Source organism: Nonomuraea sp. NPDC050556 (assembly GCF_044457355.1).
Taxonomy (GTDB): domain Bacteria; phylum Actinomycetota; class Actinomycetes; order Streptosporangiales; family Streptosporangiaceae; genus Nonomuraea.
Genome location: NZ_JBITGU010000004.1, coordinates 566637 through 589209, shown reverse-complemented (window position 1 = coordinate 589209; position 22573 = coordinate 566637). Strand labels below are relative to the sequence as shown.

At 70.6% G+C, this 22573-nt stretch carries 24 protein-coding genes; 12 read left to right on the top strand and 12 right to left on the bottom strand.

Annotated features, from left to right (window positions below):
* The first annotated feature begins 18 nt into the window (after positions 1 to 18).
* Positions 19 to 408 carry a DUF3291 domain-containing protein gene (locus ACIBG8_RS39850; RefSeq protein ID WP_397348400.1) on the top strand — a complete coding sequence of 130 codons (390 nt, stop codon included), beginning with the start codon at positions 19 to 21 and terminating at the stop codon, positions 406 to 408.
* Here ACIBG8_RS39850 and ACIBG8_RS39845 read toward each other — a convergent pair.
* The gene (locus tag ACIBG8_RS39845) at positions 392 to 832 is read right to left on the bottom strand and encodes a GNAT family N-acetyltransferase (protein WP_397348399.1); all 441 of its coding nucleotides are present in this window, start codon (positions 830 to 832) and stop codon (positions 392 to 394) included. The genes ACIBG8_RS39850 and ACIBG8_RS39845 overlap by 17 nt on opposite strands.
* A gap of 17 nt (positions 833 to 849) precedes the next feature.
* On the opposite strand from ACIBG8_RS39845, the gene ACIBG8_RS39840 reads away from it, so the two are divergent.
* Both ACIBG8_RS39840 and ACIBG8_RS39835 read left to right on the top strand, forming a co-directional pair.
* On the top strand, positions 850 to 3561 hold the full coding sequence (locus tag ACIBG8_RS39840; RefSeq protein ID WP_397348398.1) for a BTAD domain-containing putative transcriptional regulator: 2712 nt from the start codon (positions 850 to 852) through the stop codon (positions 3559 to 3561).
* A complete protein-coding gene (locus tag ACIBG8_RS39835; protein ID WP_397348397.1) occupies positions 3558 to 4685 on the top strand; it encodes a BTAD domain-containing putative transcriptional regulator in 1128 nt (375 codons plus the stop codon). Before ACIBG8_RS39840 ends, ACIBG8_RS39835 begins: the two co-directional genes overlap by 4 nt.
* Here the strand turns inward: ACIBG8_RS39835 and ACIBG8_RS39830 are convergent.
* A complete protein-coding gene (locus ACIBG8_RS39830) occupies positions 4672 to 5205 on the bottom strand; it encodes a GNAT family N-acetyltransferase (RefSeq protein WP_397348396.1) in 534 nt (177 codons plus the stop codon). The genes ACIBG8_RS39835 and ACIBG8_RS39830 overlap by 14 nt on opposite strands.
* A 4-nt stretch (positions 5206 to 5209) precedes the next feature.
* Positions 5210 to 5692, bottom strand: coding sequence for a shikimate kinase (locus ACIBG8_RS39825; RefSeq protein WP_397348395.1), 483 nt, complete (start codon positions 5690 to 5692; stop codon positions 5210 to 5212).
* Positions 5693 to 5729: 37 nt separating this feature from the next.
* Here ACIBG8_RS39825 and ACIBG8_RS39820 point away from each other — a divergent pair, with 37 nt between their 5' ends.
* Complete coding sequence (locus ACIBG8_RS39820) at positions 5730 to 5990, top strand: DUF6458 family protein (RefSeq protein ID WP_397348394.1); 261 nt, start codon at positions 5730 to 5732, stop codon at positions 5988 to 5990.
* Here the strand turns inward: ACIBG8_RS39820 and ACIBG8_RS39815 are convergent, their stop codons facing one another.
* Complete coding sequence (locus ACIBG8_RS39815) at positions 5991 to 7811, bottom strand: transketolase (RefSeq protein WP_397348393.1); 1821 nt, start codon at positions 7809 to 7811, stop codon at positions 5991 to 5993.
* A 19-nt stretch (positions 7812 to 7830) separates the two neighbouring features.
* A complete protein-coding gene (locus tag ACIBG8_RS39810) occupies positions 7831 to 8838 on the bottom strand; it encodes an SDR family oxidoreductase (RefSeq protein ID WP_397348392.1) in 1008 nt (335 codons plus the stop codon).
* Between the two features lie 129 nt (positions 8839 to 8967).
* On the opposite strand from ACIBG8_RS39810, the gene ACIBG8_RS39805 reads away from it, so the two are divergent.
* Entirely contained in the window at positions 8968 to 10512 is a 1545-nt protein-coding gene (locus ACIBG8_RS39805; protein ID WP_397348391.1) for a Coagulation factor 5/8 type domain-containing protein, read from the top strand.
* On the opposite strand, the gene ACIBG8_RS39800 is transcribed toward ACIBG8_RS39805, so the two are convergent.
* Both ACIBG8_RS39800 and ACIBG8_RS39795 read right to left on the bottom strand, forming a co-directional pair.
* Complete coding sequence (locus ACIBG8_RS39800; protein WP_169807523.1) at positions 10502 to 10651, bottom strand: GPGG-motif small membrane protein; 150 nt, start codon at positions 10649 to 10651, stop codon at positions 10502 to 10504. The genes ACIBG8_RS39805 and ACIBG8_RS39800 overlap by 11 nt on opposite strands.
* Positions 10652 to 10689: 38 nt before the next feature.
* Positions 10690 to 11367 (bottom strand): response regulator transcription factor, encoded by a 678-nt coding sequence (locus ACIBG8_RS39795; RefSeq protein ID WP_397348390.1) that lies wholly within the window; start codon positions 11365 to 11367, stop codon positions 10690 to 10692.
* A gap of 91 nt (positions 11368 to 11458) precedes the next feature.
* Between ACIBG8_RS39795 and ACIBG8_RS39790 the strand changes: the two genes are divergently transcribed.
* From ACIBG8_RS39790 to ACIBG8_RS39775, 4 genes are all read left to right on the top strand, one after another.
* Positions 11459 to 12181, top strand: a complete 723-nt coding sequence (locus tag ACIBG8_RS39790) for a hypothetical protein (protein WP_397348389.1) — start codon at positions 11459 to 11461, stop codon at positions 12179 to 12181.
* 72 nt (positions 12182 to 12253) lie between these two features.
* Positions 12254 to 12613 (top strand): PRC-barrel domain-containing protein, encoded by a 360-nt coding sequence (locus ACIBG8_RS39785; RefSeq protein WP_397348388.1) that lies wholly within the window; start codon positions 12254 to 12256, stop codon positions 12611 to 12613.
* Between the two features lie 59 nt (positions 12614 to 12672).
* Complete coding sequence (locus tag ACIBG8_RS39780; protein ID WP_397348387.1) at positions 12673 to 13137, top strand: DUF6328 family protein; 465 nt, start codon at positions 12673 to 12675, stop codon at positions 13135 to 13137.
* Between the two features lie 43 nt (positions 13138 to 13180).
* Positions 13181 to 14035, top strand: a complete 855-nt coding sequence (locus ACIBG8_RS39775) for an SAM-dependent methyltransferase (RefSeq protein WP_397348386.1) — start codon at positions 13181 to 13183, stop codon at positions 14033 to 14035.
* 4 nt (positions 14036 to 14039) lie between these two features.
* On the opposite strand, the gene secA2 is transcribed toward ACIBG8_RS39775, so the two are convergent.
* The 3 genes from secA2 to ACIBG8_RS39760 form a co-directional block, all read right to left on the bottom strand.
* On the bottom strand, positions 14040 to 16232 hold the full coding sequence (secA2, locus tag ACIBG8_RS39770) for an accessory Sec system translocase SecA2 (RefSeq protein WP_397348870.1): 2193 nt from the start codon (positions 16230 to 16232) through the stop codon (positions 14040 to 14042).
* 95 nt (positions 16233 to 16327) lie between these two features.
* Entirely contained in the window at positions 16328 to 17245 is a 918-nt protein-coding gene (locus ACIBG8_RS39765; protein WP_397348385.1) for a DMT family transporter, read from the bottom strand.
* A gap of 138 nt (positions 17246 to 17383) precedes the next feature.
* A complete protein-coding gene (locus ACIBG8_RS39760) occupies positions 17384 to 17959 on the bottom strand; it encodes a flavodoxin family protein (protein ID WP_397348384.1) in 576 nt (191 codons plus the stop codon).
* Between the two features lie 110 nt (positions 17960 to 18069).
* On the opposite strand from ACIBG8_RS39760, the gene ACIBG8_RS39755 reads away from it, so the two are divergent.
* On the top strand, positions 18070 to 19305 hold the full coding sequence (locus ACIBG8_RS39755) for a LuxR C-terminal-related transcriptional regulator (RefSeq protein WP_397348383.1): 1236 nt from the start codon (positions 18070 to 18072) through the stop codon (positions 19303 to 19305).
* 26 nt (positions 19306 to 19331) lie between these two features.
* Positions 19332 to 19703 carry a VOC family protein gene (locus ACIBG8_RS39750; RefSeq protein ID WP_397348382.1) on the top strand — a complete coding sequence of 124 codons (372 nt, stop codon included), beginning with the start codon at positions 19332 to 19334 and terminating at the stop codon, positions 19701 to 19703.
* Positions 19704 to 20570: 867 nt separating this feature from the next.
* Here ACIBG8_RS39750 and ACIBG8_RS39745 read toward each other — a convergent pair.
* A complete protein-coding gene (locus tag ACIBG8_RS39745) occupies positions 20571 to 21770 on the bottom strand; it encodes an FAD-dependent monooxygenase (RefSeq protein ID WP_397348381.1) in 1200 nt (399 codons plus the stop codon).
* A 56-nt stretch (positions 21771 to 21826) separates the two neighbouring features.
* On the opposite strand from ACIBG8_RS39745, the gene ACIBG8_RS39740 reads away from it, so the two are divergent.
* Positions 21827 to 22366: a TetR/AcrR family transcriptional regulator gene (locus ACIBG8_RS39740; protein WP_397348380.1), complete on the top strand. Its 540-nt coding sequence runs from the start codon at positions 21827 to 21829 to the stop codon at positions 22364 to 22366.
* Here ACIBG8_RS39740 and ACIBG8_RS39735 read toward each other — a convergent pair.
* Positions 22363 to 22573 (bottom strand): hypothetical protein (locus ACIBG8_RS39735; protein ID WP_397348379.1); only part of this gene is annotated, 211 nt, incomplete at its 5' end. The two genes, ACIBG8_RS39740 and ACIBG8_RS39735, sit on opposite strands and share 4 nt — an antisense overlap.

The following is a 22573-nucleotide window of genomic DNA, read 5'->3' as shown; positions in this document are numbered from 1 at the left end:
ACCCAGAAAGGGCTCGACATGCCGACGATTCCGTGGATGAACGCCAACTCCGCCGACGACACCGCCGAGGTGCTGGTCATGGCCTCCAGGTTCGAGGTCAAGTCGCTGAGCCAGGTCCCCGGCTTCTTCATGACCTCCATGAAGCTGTGGCGCCAGGCGCTGAGGTCCAAGGGGGCGCTGGGCGTCTCGCTCAGGGCCGACCTGCTCAGCCGTACCTTCTGGACCCTCTCCGCCTGGACCGACAGAGCAGCCATCAACGCCTACGCAGGATCAGAGCCCCACAAGTCGGCCATGCGCCGCAAGCGCAAGGTCATGAAGGAGTCGACCTTCGTCTTCTGGACGGTCCCCGCCAGTGCCCTGCCCATGAAGTGGGACGACGCCGTCACCAGGATCAACGCAGAGCGCTAGGCGGCCGCACCATGGACACGTCGATCGGGTCCTCGGCCTCGACGGTGAACCCGTGCCGCTCGTACAGGCGGCGGGCCGGGCTCCCCTGCAACACCTGCAGCCGGACCGGCGCCCCCGCAGCGTCGGTCCCGGCCAGAACCTCACGCAGTACGGCGGAGCCGACCCCGCGCCCGTGGAGCTCCGGCGCGAGATAGAAGTGCTCCAGCCAGTGCCCCTCGGAAGCGGGCCGCACCGCGACACTGCCCGCGAACTCGCCCTCGACGACGATGATCGAGGTGTGCTCGGGCACGAAGGCGTCGCGGAAGCGCTGCCGCACCCGATGCGGGTCATACCGTCCGAGGCGCTCGAGATCGGGCCGCATCACGACGGCGCGCAGCTCGGCGATCGCTTCGAGATCGTCAGGGACGGCAGGTCGCAACTCCATCGTGGGAGTATCCCAGAGTGGCGACAAACGACACGAAAGGGATCGAGTTTCTGATCCTGGGACCCCTGGAGGTGCGCAGGCAGGGGCGTTCCATCGACCTCGGCGGCCAGCGAGCCCAGGTGGCGCTGTCCGCGCTCCTCCTGGAAGCCGGGCAGACCGTCACCACCGACCGCCTCGCGGAGATGCTCTGGGCCCAGGACCCGCCCGCCTCCGCCCGCACCCAGCTGCACATCCTCATCTCCCAGCTGCGCAAGGCCCTCGGCGAGCGCCACGCCATCGAGACCGTCTCAGGCGGCTACCGGGTCAACCCCGACGAGGCCGACATCGACGCGCACGTCGTGGAGCGGCTCATCGCCGACGGCAGGCAGCGCCGCGACCCGTCCGCCTACCGCGCCGCGCTGAGGATGTGGCGCGGCCCTGTCCTGGACGGACACCCGGGGCACGAGGCGGAACGGCTGGCGGAACTCCGGCTGTCGGCCAGCGAGGAATGGGCGGAGCTGGAGCTGGAGCACGGCGACGCCGCCCTGGTCGTGGACGCGCTCACCCCGCTCGTCGCCGACCACCCGCACAGGGAGGGCGTGCGCGCCCAGCTCATGGTCGCCCTCGACCGCGTCGGCGCCAGGCAGGAGGCGCTGCGCGTCTACCACGAGGGCAGGCAGCGCCTGGCGGACGAGCTCGGCATCGAGCCCGGCGCCGAACTCCAGAAGGCGGCCAGGACCGTGCTCGGCTCCACGGCCGCGTCCGTCCCCGCGCAGCTGCCCGGCGACATCACCAGGTTCACGGGGCGCGAGGCCGACGTCGAGGAGCTGTGCGACCTCGTCACCCGGGGCCCGGTGGCGATCTCCGGCCCGGCCGGGATCGGCAAGTCGGCGCTGGCCATCCACGTCGCCCACCGGGTGGCCGAGCGCTTCCCCGACGGCCAGCTCTACGTCGACCTGCACGGCTTCACCCCCGAGGCGCAGCCGGTCGAGGCCGCCGCCGTGCTCGGCCGGTTCCTGCGCGCGCTGGGCGTGGCCGCCGCGTCGATCCCCGCAGACGAGGGCGAGGCGGCGGCGGAGTTCCGTACGCTGACGCACGGAAAGCGGCTGCTGATCGTGCTGGACAACGCGGCGGGCGCCGAGCAGCTCGCCCCGCTGCTGCCCGGCAGCGCCACCTGCGGCGTCCTCGTCACCAGCAGGCGCACCCCGCAGCTCGCGCTCACCCACCGCTGGCTCGACGTGCTGGAGCCGCGGGAGGCGCGCGCGTTGCTGGCGAGGTTCGCGGGCCCGGCGCGGTTGGAGCGCGAGCCCGAGGCGGTGGCCGACGTCGTACGGCTGTGCGGCGGGCTGCCGCTGGCCATGACGATCCTCGGCGCCAGGCTCGTCACCAGCCCAGGCCTGTCGGTCAGGGCGCTGGCCGACCGGCTGGCCGACGAGCGCCGCAGGTTGGCCGAGCTCGCCGTCGACGACCAGGCGGTCCGCTCCAGCTTCTCGGCCAGCTACACCGACCTGGGCGCGGCTGAGGCGCGGCTCTTCCGGCTGTTCGGCCTGCTCGACGTGGTCACCATGAGCGTGCCCGTGGCGTCGGCGCTGGCCGGGCTGGGCGAGAGCGACACCGCCGCGCTGCTCGACCGGCTGGCCGACATCCAGCTCATGGAGGCGTGCGGGCCGGGCAGGTACCGGATGCACGACCTGCTGCGGCTGTTCGCCAGGGAGCGGGCGATGGTCGAGGAGAGCGCGGGCGACCGGGCGCGGGCCGTACACCGGGCCCTGCACTGCTACGTGGCGACGGCGCGCCGGGCCGCGCTGACCGTCGAGCCGCGCATCATGTGGCGCATCGACTGGGTCCCCGAGGATCTCGGCCATCCGGGCGAGCCCCTGGAGAGCACCGCCGACGTGCTGGAGTGGGTCGAGGCGGAGAGCGAGAACCTGGTGGCAGCCGCGCGCCAGGCGGTCGCGGGCGACGATCCGGCCATCGGGGCCTACCTCGGCGCGTGCCTGGACACGCCGCTGGAGCACCGGGCGGCCTGGCGCGAGCAGCTGGCGCTGGCCGAGATCACGCTGGAAGCGGCCAGATACACCGGCGACCCGCGCCACCACGGCCTCGGGCAGAACGACCTCGGCTGGGCGAAGTTCGCGCTCGGCCGCCAGCACGAGGCGCTGGCCGCCTTCGACCTGGCGCTGGAGTGGTGGCTGCCGATCCACTACGACACCGGCGTGGCGCTCGCCCTGCACGGCAGGGGCACCACGCTGCGCGCGCTGGAACGCTACGAGGAGTCGCTGGGCGCGCTGCGCCAGGCGATGGCGCTGTGGCGGGTCACCGGCCACGAGCGGCACGTCAGCTCCTGCCTGACCGGCATCGGGCTGACCCACCAGCGCAAGGGCGACCACGCCGAGGCGATCGCGGCCCACGACCGGTCCGTACGGCTGGCGCGCACGACGGGCGCGCGGGTCACCGAGATCATGGCGCTCGGCAACCTCGGCGAGGCCTACCGGCTCGACGGCCAGCAGGCGCGCGCGGCCGCCGCGTTCCGCGAGGCGCTCAGGCTCGGCGCGCACCGCGGCCTGGAGGGCACCTACTGGGAGGCGGAGCACCTGTGGGGGCTGGGCCGCACGCTCGACGACCACTCCTGTTACCGCAGGTCGGCGGCGATCCTGCTGCGGCTGGGGCTGATCACCGAGGCGCAGGCGGGCGAGATCGAGCTCAGCGGCTCGCCGGTCACCCCCGAGGTCATCAGGCAGCAGCTGTGATCGACGCGCGGATCCTCGGCCCGCTGGAGGTGCGTTCCGGCGGGCGCCCCGTCGACCTGGGCGGGCCGCGGGCCAGGACGCTGCTGGCCGGGCTGCTGCTGCAGGCGGGCGCGGTCGTCAGCGTGGAGCGCCTGGCCGACCTGGTGTGGGAGGGCAGCCCGCCGCCGTCGGCCCAGTCCCAGGTCCGGGTACGGATCTCCAGGCTGCGCGCCGCGCTCGGCCACGACGCGATCGAGACGGCTCCGGGCGGCTACCGGATCAGGACCGAGGAGCTGCGCCTGGACGCGCACGACGCGGAACGGCTGCTGGAAAGGGCGCGCACCGCTGGCCCAGGGGAACGCTCCACGCTGCTGCGTACCGCGATGGGGCTCTGGCGCGGCCCGGTGCTCGACGGCCTGCCGCACCCGGCCGTGGCGCGCTGGGAGGAGCTGCTGCCGACGGTCACCGAGGAGTGGGCGCGGGCGGAGCTGGAGCTGGGCAGGCACCGGGAGACCGCGGTCGAGCTGGTGTCGCCGGTGGCGAGGTTCCCGCTGCGCGAACGGCTGCGCGAGCTGCTCATGCTGGCCCTGTGGCGGTCGGGACGGCAGGCCGAGGCGCTCAGGGTGTACGCGGAGGGGCACCAGCTCCTGGCCGCTGAGCTGGGCACCGAGCCGGGCAGGCGGCTGCGCGACCTGCACGAGGCGATCCTGCGCGGCGCGCCGGGCCCGGCGCAGCTCCCGCCCGCCAGGCCGCGCAGCTGCGACCCGCTGGACCGGCTGCTGGAGGAGCGCCCCGGCGTGATCGTGATCACCGGGAACGACGAGGCGGTGCTGCCCTGGGCGCACCGGATCGCGCCGCGCTACCCCGACGGGCAGCTCTACGCCGACCTGAGCAGGGAGGCTCCGGCGTTCCTGCCCGCGCTGGGCGTCGACGCCGTTCCCGACGACCCGGACGAGCGGTCCGCGCTGCTGCGCACCGCGCTGCGCGGGCGGCGGATGCTCATCCTGCTCGCCAACGCCGCGTCGTCGGCGCAGGTCAGGCCGCTGCTGCCGGGCTCGCCCGGCTGCCTGGTGGTGGTGACGACCCGCGCCGACCTGGCCGGGCTGGTCGCGGCGGACAACGCGGCCTCGGTCAGTCTGTCCTGAGCACCGACATCACGATCTCGTCGTACCACTGGCCGTCCCAGCGCAGGGCGTCGCGCAGCCTGCCCTCCTCGACGAACCCGACCTTGCGGTAGACGTGCACGGCGCGCTCGTTGAAGGCGTAGACGCCCAGGCTGATCCGGTGCAGCGGCGTGGTGGCGAACACGTGGGCGATCGTCAGCCTGATCGCCTCGGTCCCGTACCCCTTGCCGTAGGCGCGCGAGCCGACCAGCGCGATGCGCAGGTTGCACGACAGGTTGTCCTCGTCGAGCTCGTTGATCACGATCTCGCCCGCGTACTCGCCGGTCTCGGCGTCGCAGATCGCCAGGTCCAGCCGGTCGGCGTGGTCGCCGCGGGTGGCGTACCACTGCGCGGCCGCCGCGTCGTTCGGCGCGCCGTGCGACCCGGTCAGGCGGCCCACCTCGGGGTCGCTGGTCAGCTCGATCAGGCCGGGCACGTCGTCGGGACCGACGGGGCGCAGGGTGACGCGGTCACCGTGAAGGGTGGGTTTCTTGGCGAACATCGCATCAGCTTAGGTGGCGGGAAATGGTCGCTGCCGCCTCCCCCGGCGTACCGGAGTGGAAGGCCAGGCCGGCGAGGGCGCGGAAGTACGGCTCCCGCCGCGCGCGCATCAGCGCCGGGGCGAACGGCGGGCGGTGGTCGTCCGCCTTCATCCGCTCCGCCAGCACCTCGTCCGGCGCGTCCAGCCAGACGACGAGGGCGTCGCGCAACGCCTCACGCACCTCGGGCCGCTCCACCACGCTGGACGCCGCGGTGATCACCGCGGGCGGCCCGTCCAGGGCGTCCAGCACGTGCTCTGCCTCCCGCTCGTGCAGCACGTCCACACCCTGCGTCGCGGCGATCTCGGCGGCCTTGTGCCCGTAGCGCTCACGCAGGAACGTGTCGCTGTCACTGACCGGCAACCCGGTCGCGCGGGAGACCAGCCGGGCCACCGTCGACTTGCCGGAGCCCATGAGCCCGATCAAGACCACGTGTTTGTTTTTCCCCATGGGGATAGATGTTCCTCCGAGCTAAGGAGGTAGTCGCATGACTATTGCTGGCAGCATCATCCTCATCATGCTCGGCGCCATACTCACCTGGGCCGTCGAGTTCGACCTCGCCGGCCTCGACATCAACATCGTGGGCGTCATCCTCATGCTCGGCGGCCTCGCCGGGCTGCTGTTCGGCATCTACCGGATCAGGACCGCCCGCAAGGTGGTCGAGTCCCCGGTCGTCGACACCGTTTATGAGGAGCCGCGCAGGACCACGGTGTACGAGCAGCGCCGCTACGACGAACCTCCGTTGTAGTCACAGCAGGCGCTTGACGGCCGCCACGATGGCGGTCCTGTCTATGCCGGCTTCCGCCAGCTGCTCGGCCGGGGTGGCGGAGCCCGGCATATGCCGTACGGCCAGCTTGACCACGCGCGGACCGAGATCGCACACCGCGTCCAGGACGGCGTCGCCGAGCCCGCCCTCGGGCCGGTGGTCCTCGACGGTGATCAGCGTCCCGGTCGTCGTGGCGGCCGCGACCAGCGCCGCCACGTCGACCGGCTTGACCGAGTACAGGTCGAGCACGCCGACGGAGATTCCCTCGGCCGCCAGCTCGTCGGCCGCCGCGAGCGCCTCGTGCACCGTCACCCCGGCCGCCACGACGGTCGCCCGGTCCCCGTCCGAACGGCGCAGCGTGCGCGATCCGCCGACGGGGAACTGCTCGTCCCTGCCGTAGACGACCGGCGTGGGACCGCGCGAGGTGCGCAGGTAGACGACCCCGTCCAGCGAGGCCATCGCCGCGGTCAGCGCGGCCGTCTGGTTGGCGTCACACGGGTAGAGGACCGTGCTGCCGTGCACGGCGCGCATCATGGCCAGGTCCTCCAGGCCCATCTGCGACGGCCCGTCCTCCCCGATCGACACCCCGGCGTGCGAGCCGACGAGCCTGATGTCCGCCCGCGACACCGCCGCCATGCGGATGAAGTCGTACGCCCGGGTCAGGAAGACCGAGAAGGTGGCCGCGTACGGCACCCAGCCGCGCACCTGCAGCCCGACGGCCGCCGCCACGAGCTGCTGCTCGGCGATGTAGCACTCGAAGAACCGCTCGGGAAAGGCTTCGGCGAACGCCTGCGTCCTGACCGAGTCGGCCACCTCGCCGTCGAGCGCGACCACGTCGCCGCGCGCGGCGCCGAGGGCGGCCAGCGCGGCGCCGAACGCCTCCCTGGTCGACTCCTCCTCGCCCACCTCGTAGCCGGGCAGCTTCAGCTCGCCCGCCTCGGGCCGGTACGGCTGGCGGGAGCCGCCCGCCGGACTCACTCGGACGGTGACGCCGCGCTCCCCGCCCAGCTCCTCGATCGCCCTGGCCGCGTTCTTCAGCGGCTTGCCGTGCGCGCCCTCCCGGTTCTCCACCTCGTTGACGCCCTCGCCCTTGCGGGTGCGGGCCAGGATCGCGGTGGGCCGCCTGCGGGTGTTGCGCGCGTCGGCCAGCGCGTAGTCGATCTGGCCCGGGTCGTGCCCGTCGATCTCGATCGTGTGCCAGCCGAACGCGCCGAGGCGGCGCGCGTAGGCGCCGGTGTCCCAGCCGTGCCTGGTCGGGCCTCGCTGGCCGAGCCTGTTGACGTCCACGATGGCGCACAGGTTGGCCAGACCCTCGTCGCCCGCGTGCTCGGCGGCCTCCCAGATCGAGCCTTCAGCCAGCTCGCCGTCGCCGCAGAGCACCCACACGTGGTACGGCAGGCGCTCCAGCCGCCCGGCCAGCGCGATGCCCACACCGACGGGCAGCCCCTGGCCCAGCGAGCCGGTCGCCACGTCCACCCAGGGCAGCCGCGGCGTCGGATGCCCTTCGAGCCTGCTGCCGCGCTTCCTGAACGTCAACAGCTCCTCGTCGGTGATCGCCCCGGCCGCCTTGTACAGCGAGTAGAGCAGGGGAGAGGCGTGCCCCTTGGAGAAGATCAGATGGTCGTTGCCCGGGTCGTCCGGGTGGTCGAAGTCGTAACGCAGGTGGCCGGCGAACAGCGTGGCCATCAGGTCGGCCGCCGACATGGACGAGGTGGGGTGGCCGGACTGGGCCGCGTCGGAGCAGCGGATCGAGTCGACCCGTAGCTGAGCGGCCAGGTCGCAGAGGAATTGCAGGTCAGGCATGGTTCTCTACCTCAGGGGTTCAATGAGCGCGGAGCAGCCGGACGAGCACGGCGCCCGCCGCGACTCCGGCAGCGGCCAGCAGGACGGGACGGCGATGCTGCGACAGCCAGACCTGCGGGCTGTGCGCGTGCGAGCGGTCGTCGAACTCGCCGTGCGCGCCGTAGTCGCGCGACTCGTCGGCGGGGTTCCACAGGTTGGCCACGCCGCTGGGGCTCTTCTCGCCGGTCTGCTGCGACTTCACGCCGGTCCTGGCCACGTACCTGTCGACCAGGGCGGGCGCGAGGCGCTGGGCGAGCATGGTGGCGGCCGTCGTGACGCCGACCCAGTACTCCTTGCGCTCGGGGTGCTCCGCCGCGAAGACCATCGCGCGCGCCGCGACCTCGGGCTGGTAGATGGGCGGCACCGGCTGGGGGTGCCTGCGCAGCTTGGACAGCACCCAGCCGAACTGCGGGGTGTTGAGCGCGGGCAGCTGAACCATGGTGACGTGCACGTTGCTGCGGTCGGCGAGCAGCTCGGTGCGCACCGACTCGGTGAACCCCTTGATGGCGTGCTTGGCCCCGCAGTAGGCGGACTGCAGCGGGATGCCCCGCTGGGACAGCGCCGACCCCGCCTGGACGATCGCGCCCTTGTTCCGGGGGAGCATGAGGTCGAGGGCGACCCTGGTGCCCCACACGTAGCCGAGGTAGGTGACGTCCGTGGTGCGGCTGAACTCGGCCGGCTCCACGTCGGTGAACTTCGCGAAGACCGAGGAGAAGGCGACGTTCATCCAGACGTCGATCGGGCCGAGCTCGGCCTCGACGCGCTCGGCCGCCTGCCGTACCTCCTCGTAGACGGCCACGTCGGCCGCGTAGACCTTGGCGCTGCCCCCGGCGACGCCCACGTCGACGGCGGCCGCCCCGAGGCCCGTCGTGCCGCGCGCGATCAGCGCGACGCGGGCGCCCTTCGCGCCCAGCTCGCGCACGACCGCGCGGCCGACGCCGCCGCTCGCCCCGGTGACCACGACCACCCTGCCACGTAGCTCTGCCATGGGCCGACCTCCTCTTGTGAGCCAGGGGGCCCACGTACCCTCAGCGACTGCCGCTTAACGGGTGATAATGGCGAGCAAGCCTCATGTTAGGTCTTGACGAGAGGTTAACTCGCGGTCAACCTGGAGCGCGTGATCACCCGTATCATCGCCGCGCTAGCGTGCGTGGGGGCCCTTCTGGTCTCCGGTCCCGTCAAGGCCTCGACCGCCCCAGTCAGGGGTTTCGTCGACGCCCACAGCCATGTGATGGCCTACGAAGCCTTCGGCGGCCTTCTCATGTGCGGCAAGCCCTTCGATCCCGACGGCATCGAGGAGGCTCTGGCCGACTGCAAGGACCACTACCCCAACGGGGCAGCCGCCTGGTGGGAGAACCTGGTCAGCAAAGGCACCCCGGTCGGCACGCACGACCCGGTCGGGTGGCCCACCTTCAAGGACTGGCCCGCCTGGTACTCCAGGACCCACCAGCAGGCCTACTACACCTGGATCGAGCGGGCCTGGCGCGGTGGGCTGCGCATCATGGTCAACGACCTGGTCGCCAACCGGCAGCTGTGCGCCATCTACCCGCTGAAGAAGAACTCCTGCGACGAGATGGCCACCATCAGGCTCCAGGCCCAGCGGATGAACGAGCTGCAGGCCTACATCGACAGCCAGAACGGCGGGCCGGGCCAGGGCTGGCTGCGCATCGTGCGCAGCCCGGCGGAGGCGCGCCAGGTGATCGCGGCAGGCAAGCTCGCGATCGTGCTGGGCATCGAGACCTCGGAGCCGTTCGGCTGCAGGACCACCCTCTTCATCCCGCACTGCACCAAGGGGATGATCGACCGCGGGCTGGACGAGATGCACGCCCTCGGCGTCCAGAGCATGTTCGTCTGCCACAAGTACGACAACGCGCTGTGCGGGGTCCGCTTCGACTCAGGGGTGGCGGGCGTCGCCGTCAACGCGGCCAACTTCCTGTCCTCCGGCAGCTTCTGGCGGGTCGAGAAGTGCACGGGGCCCGAGCACGACAACCCGATCGAGATCTCGGGCACGCTGCCGCCGCCGCTCGACGACATCCTTCCGCCCGGGGTGGGGCTGCCGGTCTACCCGCCGGCGCCGCACTGCAACACCAAGGGCCTGACCTCACTCGGCCGCTACATGGTCCAGGGCATGATCAAGCGCGGCATGATGGTGGAGATCGACCACATGAGCGTGAAGGCCGCCGACCAGACGCTCGACCTGCTCGAAGCGGCCGGCTACCCGGGCGTCATCTCCTCGCACAGCTGGGCCGACCCCGGATACTTCCGCCGCATCTACCAGCTCGGCGGCATGATCACCGGGTACGGCACGCCTGCCGACCAGTTCGTGCAGACGTGGCGCGAGACCCGGGCTCAGACCACCAGGCCCGGATACGGTTACGGCCTGGACGTGAACGGGATGGGTCCGCTGCCGAGCCCCCGCCAGGGGAGCGCGGTCAGCTACCCGTTCGCCTCCTACGACGGCTCGGTGACGCTGGGTCGCCAGGTCACCGGCCAGCGGACATGGGACTACAACGTCGACGGCGTGGCCAACTACGGCCTCGTCCCTGACTGGGTCGAGGACATGCGGCTCATCGCCGGCGACGGGATAGTGCAGGACATGGCGGCCGGAGCCGAGGCCTATCTGCAGACCTGGGAGGCCACCACGTCCAGCGTCAAACGTTGAAGATACTGACACCGCCGGGGCCGACCAGGAATCCGAGAACGATGAGGACGATTCCCCAGAGGATGTCGCGACGGGCCAGGATGACGTAGATCCCGGCGATGACGAGGACGACTGCGATGATCCAGAGCAATGTAGCCATGGAAATGCTGCTGCCCTGAGAAATCGCGAAATAACTTCCTAGGGCGCCGAGAGCTTCACGCCGACGCCCCGGATGGTGTGGAGGTAGCGAGGCTCATCCGCGGTCTCGCCGAGCTTGCGGCGCAGCCAGGACAGGTGCACGTCGACCGTCTTGTCTGCGCCGCCGTACGGCAACTGCCACACCTCGACCATCAGTTCCCGCTTGGTCACCACCCGGCCCTGCCTGGCCGCCAGGTAGTGCAGCAGGTCGAACTCCTTGGGGCTCAGCTCCACCAGCGCGCCGTCCAGCCGCGCCTCGCGTGACAGCGGGTCCACCGTCAGCCCGCCCACCGCGATCGACGGATCTGACGGCTCCTGTACGGCCCGCCGCAACACCGCCTTGATCCGCGCCTCCAGCTGCTCGGCGCCGAACGGCTTGATCACGTAGTCGTCCGCGCCGGCGTTGAGCGCGCGCACGATCTCCGACTCCGCGTCCCGCGCCGACGCCACCACCACCGGGGTCTGGCTGACCGCGCGGAGCATGCGCAGCATCTCGCACCCGTCCAGGTCGGGCAGGCCCAGGTCGAGCACCACCACGTCGGGGCGCTCCTCCATCACCGCGTTGAGCCCGGCCATCGCCGTCGGGCTGGAGGAGACGGCGTGGCCGCGATCGGTGAGCGCGCGGCTCAGCGCGGAGCGGATGGCCGCGTCGTCCTCGATCAGCAACACATGGACCACATGATCACGCTACGCCGGGCTTGTGGGCGGTTTGTGCTGGCTGGGTGGTTGCTTTGCCGGAAACTGGTGAGGCTGGTGAAACAGTCGGGGCATGTGGTTCGCGACGGAGATCGTCGGGGCGGGGAAGTTGCGGCTGTTCTCGTTCTTCGTTCTCTTCCTGCTGACCTTCCTGTTCATCCGGTTCTCCGTACGCATGATCAGGAAGCAGGTCAGGTGGTGGCCGGGCAACGTGGCGCCCGGCGGGCTGCACATCCACCACGTGGTGTTCGGCCTCGTCTTCATGTGCGTCGGCGGCATCGGCGGGCTGGCCGTACAGGACAGCTCCTCGGTCGCGGCGGCGCTGCTCGCCGCGCTCTTCGGCGTGGGGACGGCGCTGGTCCTCGACGAGTTCGCCCTGGTGCTGCACCTCGACGACGTCTACTGGGCGCAGCAGGGCAGGCTGTCGGTGGACACCGTGTTCGTGGCCGTCTCGCTGACCGGGCTGGCGCTGCTCGGCGTCAGCCCGCTGGAGATCGCCGACTCCGAGGACCTGTGGGACTGGGGTCTCATCGTCCTGCCGAACGTGCTGTTCGCCGTCATCACGCTGATGAAGGGCAAGGTGTGGACGGGGCTCATCGGCATCTACCTCACCCCGCTCGCGCTGATCGGCGCGATCCGCCTGGCCAGGCCGGGATCGCCGTGGGCGCGATGGCGCTACAAGGACGGCTCGCGCAAGCTGCGCAAGGCCGAGTGGCGGGAGCAGAAGGTCCGCGAACCGGTCGAACGGCTCAAGCGGGGGCTCCAGGACCTCGTCGCCGGGCGGCCGACGTCGTGAAGGTTTACCCGAGGAGACAGGGGTAGCCGGAGTAGGCCCGAACAAGACGGAAGAGAGAAGGAGAGAGCACCAATGGAGCTCTGGGACTATCACCCTGACGTCTACGACCGTAGCAAGAGCCTGGATCTCACGGGATACCACGTTCAGGCGACGGACGGGAAGATCGGGTCCGTGGACGAGGCGACCTACCAGGTCGGCGAGAGCTACGTGATCGTCGACACCGGGCCGTGGATCTTCGGTAAGAAGGTCCTGCTGCCCGCGTCGGTCATCACGAAGATCGACCCGCAGGAGCGCGACGTCTACGTTTCCCGCACCAAGGAAGAGATCAAGAACGCCCCCGAGTTCGACGAGGCCCGTTACAAGGAGCCTGAGTTCAGGACGCGGACGGGCGAGTACTACGGCCGCTTCCCCAAGGGCCCCGGTACGTTCTGACCCTTCCTCCAGGGGCCGCGTCCTTTCGCCGGGGCGCGGCCCCTCTATTAGGAGTTCTTATGACGACGACGGGCGAGAGTCACAAGGAACGGGTGGACAGGGAGCTGGGGGAGCTTCTCCAGGGGCTGCGGGTGGCGGTCACGGGGGTGCAGGTGCTGTTCGCGTTCCTGCTGACCGTGCCCTTCCAGGCGGGGTACGGCAAGCTCGACTCCCTGGGCGTCGTGCTGTTCTTCGTCGCGTTGAGCGGGTCCGCGCTGGCGTCGATCTGCTTCATCACCCCCGCGGCGCAGCACCGCCTGTTCTTCAGGACCGGGCTGAAGGAGCGCATGATCCACCGCGCCAACTCCTTGGGGGTCGCCGGGGCGGTCTTCTTACTGGTCGCGATGACGAGTGCGGTGGCGCTGGTCGCGGAGACCGTGCTCAACGCCTGGCCCGCCGCGCTGTTCGCCGGAGCCGTCGCCCTGACCGGCGGCTGGTTCTGGATCATCCAGCCCCTGATCGACCTCCACCGTTTCCCCGACTGACCGGGGGGATGACAGTGAGTCTGGTGAGGGACATACAGCCCTGATGGGGGATACGCTCCGGGCACCCGACTCGGCGACCGGAGTGATCATGGACGTCAGCAACGAGTGGACCCTTCCCGGCGTGGACTCCACCAAGCCCAGCGTGGCCCGCGTCCACGACGCCCTCCTCGGCGGCACCGAGAACTTCGCCGTCGACCGGGCCATCGCCAACCGGCTGAAGGAGGCGGTGCCCGAGCTGGGGCGGCTCACGTGGTGCAACCGGGCCTTCATCGGGCGGGTCGTGGACTTCCTCGTCCGTGAGGCGGGGATCAGGCAGATCATCGACCTGGGCGCCGGGTTGCCGACGATCGAGAACACGCACGAGGTCGCGCAGTTCGCCGCCCCCGAGACGCGTGTCGTCTACGTGGACATCGACCCCATGGTCGAGCCGCACGCGCGGATGCTGTTACGGGAGAACACCCGCGCGGTCGCGATCACCGAGGACGCGCGCAACGTGGACGTCATCCTGGGGCATCCTCTGGTGACGCGGCACCTGGACTTCTCGCAGCCGGTGGCGGTCCTGATGATCGGCCTGCTGCACCTGTTCCCCGACCAGGACAACCCTTGGGGGCTGGTGCGTGACTACATGGACGCGATGCCGTCAGGTAGTTACCTGGCCGCGTCCAACATGTTCGCCGCCCCCAACCCCAGGGCCAAGGCGCTGGAGGCGATGCTGCACGCCACGATGGGCACCGGCTTCTTCCGGTCGAGGGAGGCGATCACCCGCTATTTCGACGGCCTGGACCTCGTGGACCCCGGCGTGGTCGCCTTCCCGGAGTGGCACCCGGACGAGAAGGTGTCCGCACCGTTGGAGAGCTGGGAACAAATCCTCCTCGGCGGCGTAGCCCGCAAACCCTGACAGATCAGCCGCGGCGGGTAGCTGAGGTGACGCGTTTGAGGATGCGGTCCCACTCGGTCCCGAACGGGTTGTCCTGCACCATGTACGTCCACGTGGCCGTAGGTCGCTTGAGCTCGGCCGCGGGCTCCTCGAAGGACTCCAGCGACCGCCGCTCCACCTCCCCCAGCAACCCCTTGTACTCAGCCACAGCCTCCCGCTGGAACTCGTCCACCGGGCTCATCCGCCCCAACGCCCGCAAATGGATCCCCTCACGCAGATCCGTGAGGAACGCCAGATGCTCCGTCCAGCACCGGTCCAGGTGATACAGCACGATCTGCCGCGCCGTCTCCTCCCGGGAGTCGGCAGGAAGCGCCTCCCACCGCTCAGGATCCGCAGCGGACAGCGCATCGGCGGCCGACGACGTGTGCAGCACCTTGTCCCGCCACTCCAGCACCAGCTCCCGCTGATGCTCGAGCAACCGCGTGTACCGCCACGTGTTCCGATGGATCTGCAGGTTCACCCCCTCGGCGACCCGCTGCGCGTGCCCCACGATGTAGGCCCCCCGGCGGTGCCGTACCAGCCCGTCGGCATCAGCCCCAGGCGGCCGCTCGTCGGGAACGAACTGGGTGATCAGCTCATCCTTCATCGACACGAAGAAGACAGAAGCCCCAGGATCCCCCTGGCGCCCCGCCCGCCCGCGCAACTGGTCGTCCAACCGGCTCGAAGCGTGCCGCCCCGACCCGATGACATATAGCCCGCCGAGCTCCTTGACCCCGTCGCCCAGCCGGATGTCCGTGCCCCGCCCCGCCATCTGCGTGGACACGGTGATCGCCCCCCGCTCACCGGCCCGCGCGATGATCGACGCCTCTTCCGCGTCGTTCTTGGCGTTGAGTACCACGGGGTCGAGCCCGCGCCGCTGCAGCAGCTTGGCCAGGTTCTCTGACTCCGCCACGTCGAGCGTGCCGATGAGGATGGGCCGCCCGGTGGCCGAAGCCTCCTGGATCTCCTCCACGAGCGCCGCGTCCTTGTCGGGCACCGTCGGGTAGATACGGTCGGGTTCGTCCTCGCGGACACACGGCTGGTTCGGCGGGATCACCGCGACCTTCAACCCGTAGAACTCGCCGAGCTGCTCGCTGACCGCGACAGCCGTACCCGTCATGCCACACGCCTGCGGATACCGCTTGATCAGTCCCTGGACGGTGATCGAGTCGAGGATCTCGCCCTTCTCGGTGGGCGCCAGCGCCTCCTTGGCCTCGACGGCCGCCTGCAGGCCGTCAGGCCAGCGCTGGAGTACGGCGACGCGCCCGCGCGAGGCGTTGATCAGCTGGACCTTGCCGTCGCGCACGATGTAGTCGACGTCCCTGCTCAGCAGCGCATGGGCGTGCAGGGCCAGGTTGAGCTCGATGAGCGTGCCAGGCTCGTTCTCGTCGTAGAGCTCGACGCCGAGGATGTTCTCGACGCTGTCCGCGCCCTTGGGCGTGAGGTAGACGTTGCGCGCCTGCTCGTCGATCTCGTAGTGATAACCCCTGACGAGGGTACGCACCAGAGCCGCCATCTCGGGCACCGCGTCCGCCGGGTCGGCCGCGCCCGCCATGACGAGCGGCACGCGCGCCTCGTCGACCAGCACCGAGTCGGCCTCGTCGACCAGCGCCACCTCGGGCGCGGGCATGATGAGCTCGTCGGCCGAGGTGCGCAGCCGGTCGCGCAGCACGTCGAAGCCGATCTCGCTGACCGCGCCGTAGGTGACGTCGCAGGTGTAGGCGTCGCGCCGCTCCTCGTGGGTGGAGTTCTGGCCGACCCAGCCGACGGTGACGCCCATCGCCTCGTAGAACGGGCCCATCCACTCGGCGTCGCGCTTGGCCAGGTAGTCGTTGACGGAGATCACGTGGACCCGCTTGCCCTGCAGCGCGTATCCGGCGGCGGCGATCGCGCCGGACAGCGTCTTGCCCTCGCCGGTCGCCATCTCGGCGACGTGCCCGTGCAGCAGGGCGAGCGCGCCGAGCAACTGCACGTCGAACGGCCGCAGCCCCAGGGTCCTGTCGGCGGCCTCGCGCGCGACGGCGCAGAACTCCGCCAGGTCGTCCATGGACGGCTCGGGCAGCTCGTCGAGCGCGCCGACCTTCTGCGCCCGGTCACCAGCCGCATGGACGATCTTCTTGTACGGCGTCAGGTTCACCCCACCGGGGCGGTCCAGCAAGTTCCTGACAAATCCGGATATCGAGGCCACAGTTCCTCCAACGCGCGCTCCGTCGGCACCGTTCCCCGGCCTTCTCCATGGGGTCCGGTACGGCAGGCGCCGTACCGGACATTAGCTCATGCTGCCTCCTGAGTCGGACGTCCGACCTGAGGCGTCGGGGTGGCTTTGCTCGCATGCGACGTCAGGACCACCACGGACCCCAGCAGGACCACCCCTCCCACCACGGCCAACGGCGTCAGGCGCTCGCCGAACACCGCCACTCCCAGGACCGCCGCGCCGACGGCCTCGCCGAGGGAGATCACCGAGACGGTGGTGGCTTTGAGCGCGGTGAGGGCGCGGAAGAACAGGCCGTACGCCAGGGCGGTCGGGACGGCGGCGAGGTAGACCAGCAGGGCTGCGGTCGTCGGGGTGATCACCGGGGTGATGCCCTCGGCGAGGGCGAAGGGGAGCAGGCAGAGTGCGCCTACGGCGAAACCACCCAGCGCGGTGCCCTTGGGGTCGGTGTTGTGTTTGCGCGAGGCGAGGGTGACGCTCGCGTAGCCGAGGGCGGACAGGAGGGCGAGGGCTATGCCGCCGGTGTGGACCGCGCCGTAGCCGCCCGAGGTCAGCAGTCCCAGGCCTAGGAGCGCGGTGGCCAGGGCGATCAGGCCCGTCCCGCCCAGGCGTTCGCCCAGGAAGAAACGGCCGCCGAGGGCGGTGAACACGGGGGTCGCGCCCATGGTCACCACCGTTGCCAGGGCCACGCCGGTCTGCTGGATCGCGCCGAAGTAGGCGGCCTGGTAGGCGGCCATGCCGACGCCGATCATGAGGATGCTCGCCGTACGGGGGCGCCGGGAGCGGGCCTTGCTCAGGGTGCCTTGGGTGCGGGTGAGGGTGAGGAGGAGGGCGGCGCCGAGGAGGTAGCGCCAGAAGGAGACCGCGATCGGTCCCAGGTCGGCGGTGGCGAAGAGCAGGTTGCCCGCCGCCCCGCCGGTGCCCCAGGCGGCCGCGGCCACGCAGATGTAGAGCGCGCCACGGCGCGCGGAGACGTTCACGATGGATCTCTCCGAGATCAGAAGGGAATGGGCCCGAAAAGCGGGCAGCATTCACCCCCGGATGGAGAAAAATCCGGAGAAAGCGCCCGCTACTGGGCGGGCGGCGGAGAGATCACGTAGAACGGCACGGACAGCAGCTTAGCGGACCGCCCGCGCCATCAACTGCGCCTGCTCCGCCACCCTCCGTCCCAGATGCGCCCCCGTCATCAGATCGGCCTCGTGCATCGCGTCAGGCCCCTCGTCCACGTTCGAGGAAGCGGCCGCCCCCAGCCACACCCCCAGCCGGTTGAGATCGTGTTCCGAGGAGGTGCTGGAGTTCCACCCGGCCAGCAGTCCGAGGCTCACCCAGTGCATGCCGTGCTGCGCCGCCAGGATCGCCAGATACTGCAGCGTGTGCAGCTTGTCGCCGCCCTTCGACCCCGAGTTGGTGAACCCGCCGGCCAGCTTGTCCGTCCAGGCCTGCTCCTGCCACCGCGCCGCCGTGGCGGTGGCGAAAGCGTGGAACTCGGGGCTGGCCGACCCCATGTAGGTCGGCGAGCCGAAGATGATGGCGTCCGCCCGGTCGAGCGCCTCCCACTCCTCTGGAGTGATCGTGTCGACGCGGATCAGCCGTGTGCGCACGCCCTCGACGGACGCGGCCCCCTCCTCCACGGCTGAAGCGAGCCTCGCGGTGTGGCCGTACCCGCTGTGGTAGGCCAGTGCAACGGTTGTCATGCGGGCCAGCATCACCGAGAAAGCCCGCGGGGAACCCCGGCCGGACGGCCGGTTCCACCCGCCCGAACGACCGGCGCAGGATCGGGCCCAGGCCGGTTAGCGTGGCGTCCATGGACAGCCTCGACGCCGTTCTCACCCTCCTGCGCGCCCCGGCGGGCGAGATCCTGCGCGCCGTCTCGGCCGTGCTCCAGCCGCTGGTGCCGCACCGCGCGCTGGCGATGCTGACCGGCGACTGCTTCCGCTCCCCGCTCATCCTGTACGGCGAGCCCGAGCTCACCAGCGCCGAGCTGGGCAGGCTGGCCGCGACGGTCGCGATCGGCACCCCGAGGTACGGCAGGGCGGAAACGGGCCCGGTGCTCCTGGCGGCGAGCGCGCCCCAAGGCTCCGCGGGCTCTCTGCTGGCCGTCGTGCTGGACGGCGACGCCGTACCGGACGAACCGACCATGCGCACGGTCCAGCAGTTGTGGGACATCACCGTGATCCACGTCAACGACCTGGCCTCGACCGGCGAACCCGTCTACCTCGCCGAGACCAGGGCCGCAGCCAGCGAGCGGGCCTCGGCGATGGCCGACCTGGTCGACGCGCACGCGGCCACGCTGACCGCGCTGCTGGCCACCCTGCGGTCCAGGAACCTGGACGACGCCACGGCCCGCCGTACGGTCACCGACATGACCGCGTCGAGCCTCATCGAGCTCAGGACCGGCGGCGAGCGCCACGAGGGCGACGAGACGGCGGCCGAGGCGTTCGCCCGGCTGTCGGAGCAGTTCACGCTGCTGGCCCGCTACAGCGACGTGCGGCTGGAGCTGGTGCCGCCGGAGCGCGGCGGTCGGCCGCTGCCGCGCGAGGTGGCGCAGGCGGGGGCGGCGACCGTGCGGGGGAGCGTGCTGACCATGCTCGACCAGGGCGGCGCGGGCCGGATCAGGGCGGCGTGGCTGCTGGAGGAGGCGCGGCTGGTGGTGACCGTACGCGACGACGGGCCGGGGACGCTGTCGGCTGAGGCGCTCGCCGTACACAGGCTGGCCGACCGGCTCGCGTCGCTGGAGGGCACGCTCGCGGTGGACGCCGTGCCCGGCTGGGGTACGACGATCACGGCGAGCATCCCGCTGGCGCCGCCGGAGGTGCCGGACGCGCACCCGCTGACCGCGCTCAACCCGCGCGAGCTCGACGTGCTCGGTGAGCTGAGCAGGGGGCACCGCAACCAGACGATCGCCCAGCACCTGGGTATCAGCCCGCACACGGTGAAGTTCCACGTGGCCAACATCCTGGGCAAACTCGGCGTCGGCTCGCGCGGCGAGGCCGCGGCGGTGGCTCGCGACGCGGGAGTTCGGGTACCTGACATGAGGTGACAGGTATGAGGGGAAGGATGGTGCACATGACACAGAAGGCAACATTCATCGCGACCACCATCGACTGCTCGGACCCGAAGAGGATGGCCGAGTTCTACAGCGCGGTCACCGGCTGGCCGATCCAGGTGGCCGAGGAGGAATACTCGGCCGTCGGCGACGGCACGCACGCCCTCTACTTCGGCCGCGTCCCCGGACGCAAGCCGGTCGCGTGGCCCAGCGACGACAAGCAGTTCCACCTCGACTTCCGGGTCGAGGACGTCGACAAGGCGGTCGAGGAGTACATCGCGCTCGGCGCCACCAAGCCGGAGTTCCAGCCCGGCGTCGACATGGGCGGCTGGGTCGTCATGCAGGACCCGGAGGGCCACCTTTTCGACGTCTGCCCGCCGCAGTCCTCCTAAAGGCTGATTCCAGCGCTTTGCCAGGGCGAATAGTCTGTATCAATGCTCTTGGAAGGATCCACGCCCCTCTGTAGGCGCCCATGACCTGGGTTGGCCTGGTCATTGCCCTCGCTGGGGCCCTGGGATACGCGCTCGGCGCGGCGCTGCAGCAATACGAAGCCGTCGCCGAGGGCGCCTCGCTGAAACTCATGCGACGCCCTCGATGGTGGATCGGCGGGATCATCGGTTTCGTCGGCGCGTGCCTGCACGCGGTCGCGCTCAGCTTCGCCCCGCTCGTCGCCGTGCAGCCGATCAGCGTGGCGACGCTGGTGTTCGCGGTCCCGCTCGCCGCTTTCATGTACGGGCGCAAGCCGTACAAGGCGGAAATCTTCGGATCCATCGCGGTGGCCGTCGGGCTGCTCTGGCTGATGTTGCTCGTGCCGCAGCACCACGTGACGCCGTCGCTGAGCACGGGGGCGGCGCTGGCCTTCCTGGCCGTGATCGGCGTGCTCGCGCTGATCACGCAGGTGTGGGGCGCCAGGCTGCACGGCCCGGCGAAGGCGCTGGTGCTGTCCATCGGGGCTGGCGTGGTGACGGCGAGCGTGTCGACGTTCGTCCGCGTCGTCGGCGGTGGGATGGGGGGCGACTGGGGCAAACTGCTCCACTGGTTCACCCTGGCCGTGCCCACGCTGCTGGTCTTCGCGGTGGTGCTGCTCCAGCGCTCGTACGCCGTGGGCTACTTCGGCATCGCCTACGCCGGTGTCCAGGTCGTCGACCCGATCACCAGCGTCCTCGCGGGGGCGATCCTGCTCGGCGAACCGCTGCCGACCAGCCCGTCCACCGCGATCCCCGCGCTCCTGGCGGCCGCGCTGACCATCGGCGGCACGATCACCCTTGGACGGCTGGCGCCTGACCACTCGAAGGCACCGGCGGGTGCCACGCCAGCACCTCGTCCATCGACTTCAGCATCAGATCTGGATTCAGCCGCGACCCCAGTCGCATCCCCGCATCGCGCAGCCGTACCGCAAGAGGGTTCCTGACCTTCGTCAGCGCGCAGATCTGCCTGCTCATCTTCACCACCTTGGCCGTCCTGTCGAGCCTGGCCGCCGTGTAGGCCGCCAGGCCTCTGTCGGCCAGCAGTGACAGCACCACGGCGTCCTCGATCGCCTGGCAGGCGCCTTGGCCGAGGTTGGGGGTCATGGGGTGCGCGGCGTCGCCCAGCAGGGCGATGTTGCCCTGGTGCATGGCGGGGAGGGGGGTGTCGAGGTAGTAGACGTCGTTTCTGATGATCCTGGCGTTGTCGGCTGATTCGAGCAGCGCAGGAATCGGATCGTGCCACCCACCGAACCTCCTCAGCAGCTCAGCCCGCTCATCCTGCTCAGCCCGCTCTTCTTGCTCAGCCCGCTCGTGTTGCTCAGCCCGCTCGTCTTGCTCGGTCCGCTCGTCTTGCCTTTTCGGGAACACCGTGCCCGCCGGGAGCACGTCCGTCGCGTACATGTAGACCAGATCTCCCGCCAGCGGCATCACGCCGACGACCATCCCCCTGCCCCAGGTCTCCGTGGTCTGGAGGGGCCGGTCGGGCTTGGGTACGAGCACGCGCCAGGCCGTGGTGCCCGAGTAGACGGGCCCGGGGTGCTCGGGAAAGAGCTTCTTGCGCGTGGCCGAGTGGATTCCGTCGGCCGCGACGACCAGATCGGCATCCGGAATCTCCCTGACCTCAGCGCCGAGCCTCAGCGCACCGTTGGGCAGCGCGTCGAGCAGGAGCTCGGTCAGGGTGGCGCGGAGCATCATCACGATGGAGTCGCCGTAGCGCTCGTGCGCGGTGTCCTCCGTGGTGTGCGTGATCCAGCGCCCGTCCGCGCTCTGGATGCCCGCCATGCCCTGGATCGAGGAGAGCTTGCGTACCTCGTCGCCAAGGCCGATCACATCGAGCGCCTTGAGCGCGTTGGCGGCGATCGCCAGCCCTGAGCCGACGGGCTCGATCTTCTCCGCGCGTTCCATGACGGTCACGTCCCAGCCGCGCTGGTGCAGGGCCACACCAGCGGTCAGCCCCCCGATACCGCCACCGATCACTACTGCTCGCGCCATTTCCGACCCCTTCACTACGTCTGTAGTTTCGATACTACACATGTAGTATTCGGTCTGTGAAGCGCTCAGAGGTCGTCGCGGAAACGGCCATCACGTTGCTGGCCGAGCGGGGGATGCGCGGGCTCACGCACCGCGCGGTGGACGAGGCGGCCGGGCTACCGCCGGGATCCACGTCGAACCTGGCCCGCACCCGCGCGGCACTCCTGGAACTGACCTTGGCGAGGCTGGCGGAGCTGGAGGCGGCCGTCTTCACGGTCGGCGAAGGCGACCTGGTGGAGACCCTCTCAAAGATCCTGATGACGCAACTGAAGGACCGCCGCCGGACACTGGCCAGGTACGAACTGGCATTGGAGGCAACCAGACGCCCAGAGCTGAGGGCAATCTACGACCGAACAGGAGCCCAGTTCCGCAACCCCGCCGTGGCCCTGATGGCGGCAGCGGGCTCACCTGACCCGGTACGCCACGGTCGGCAGCTCGTGGCTTTCAGCGAGGGCATCATGTTCGACGCAGTGGCGGGAGCAGGCGTAGAGCCCACCCTGGCCGACCTCCGCAGAGCATTGCACGACCTCCTCAACGGCATGCTCCAAACCCCCTAAACCACCCCAAAAAGCCCCACCTCCCGAGCACCGCCCACCCCCCGCCCACCACGCACCGCCCACCACGCACCGCCCACCACGCGCCGCCCACCACGCGCCGCCCACCACGCGCCGCCCACCACGCGCCGCCCACCACGCGCCGCCCACCACGCGCCGCCCACCACGCGCCGCCCACCACGCGCCGCCCACCACGCGCCGCCCACCACG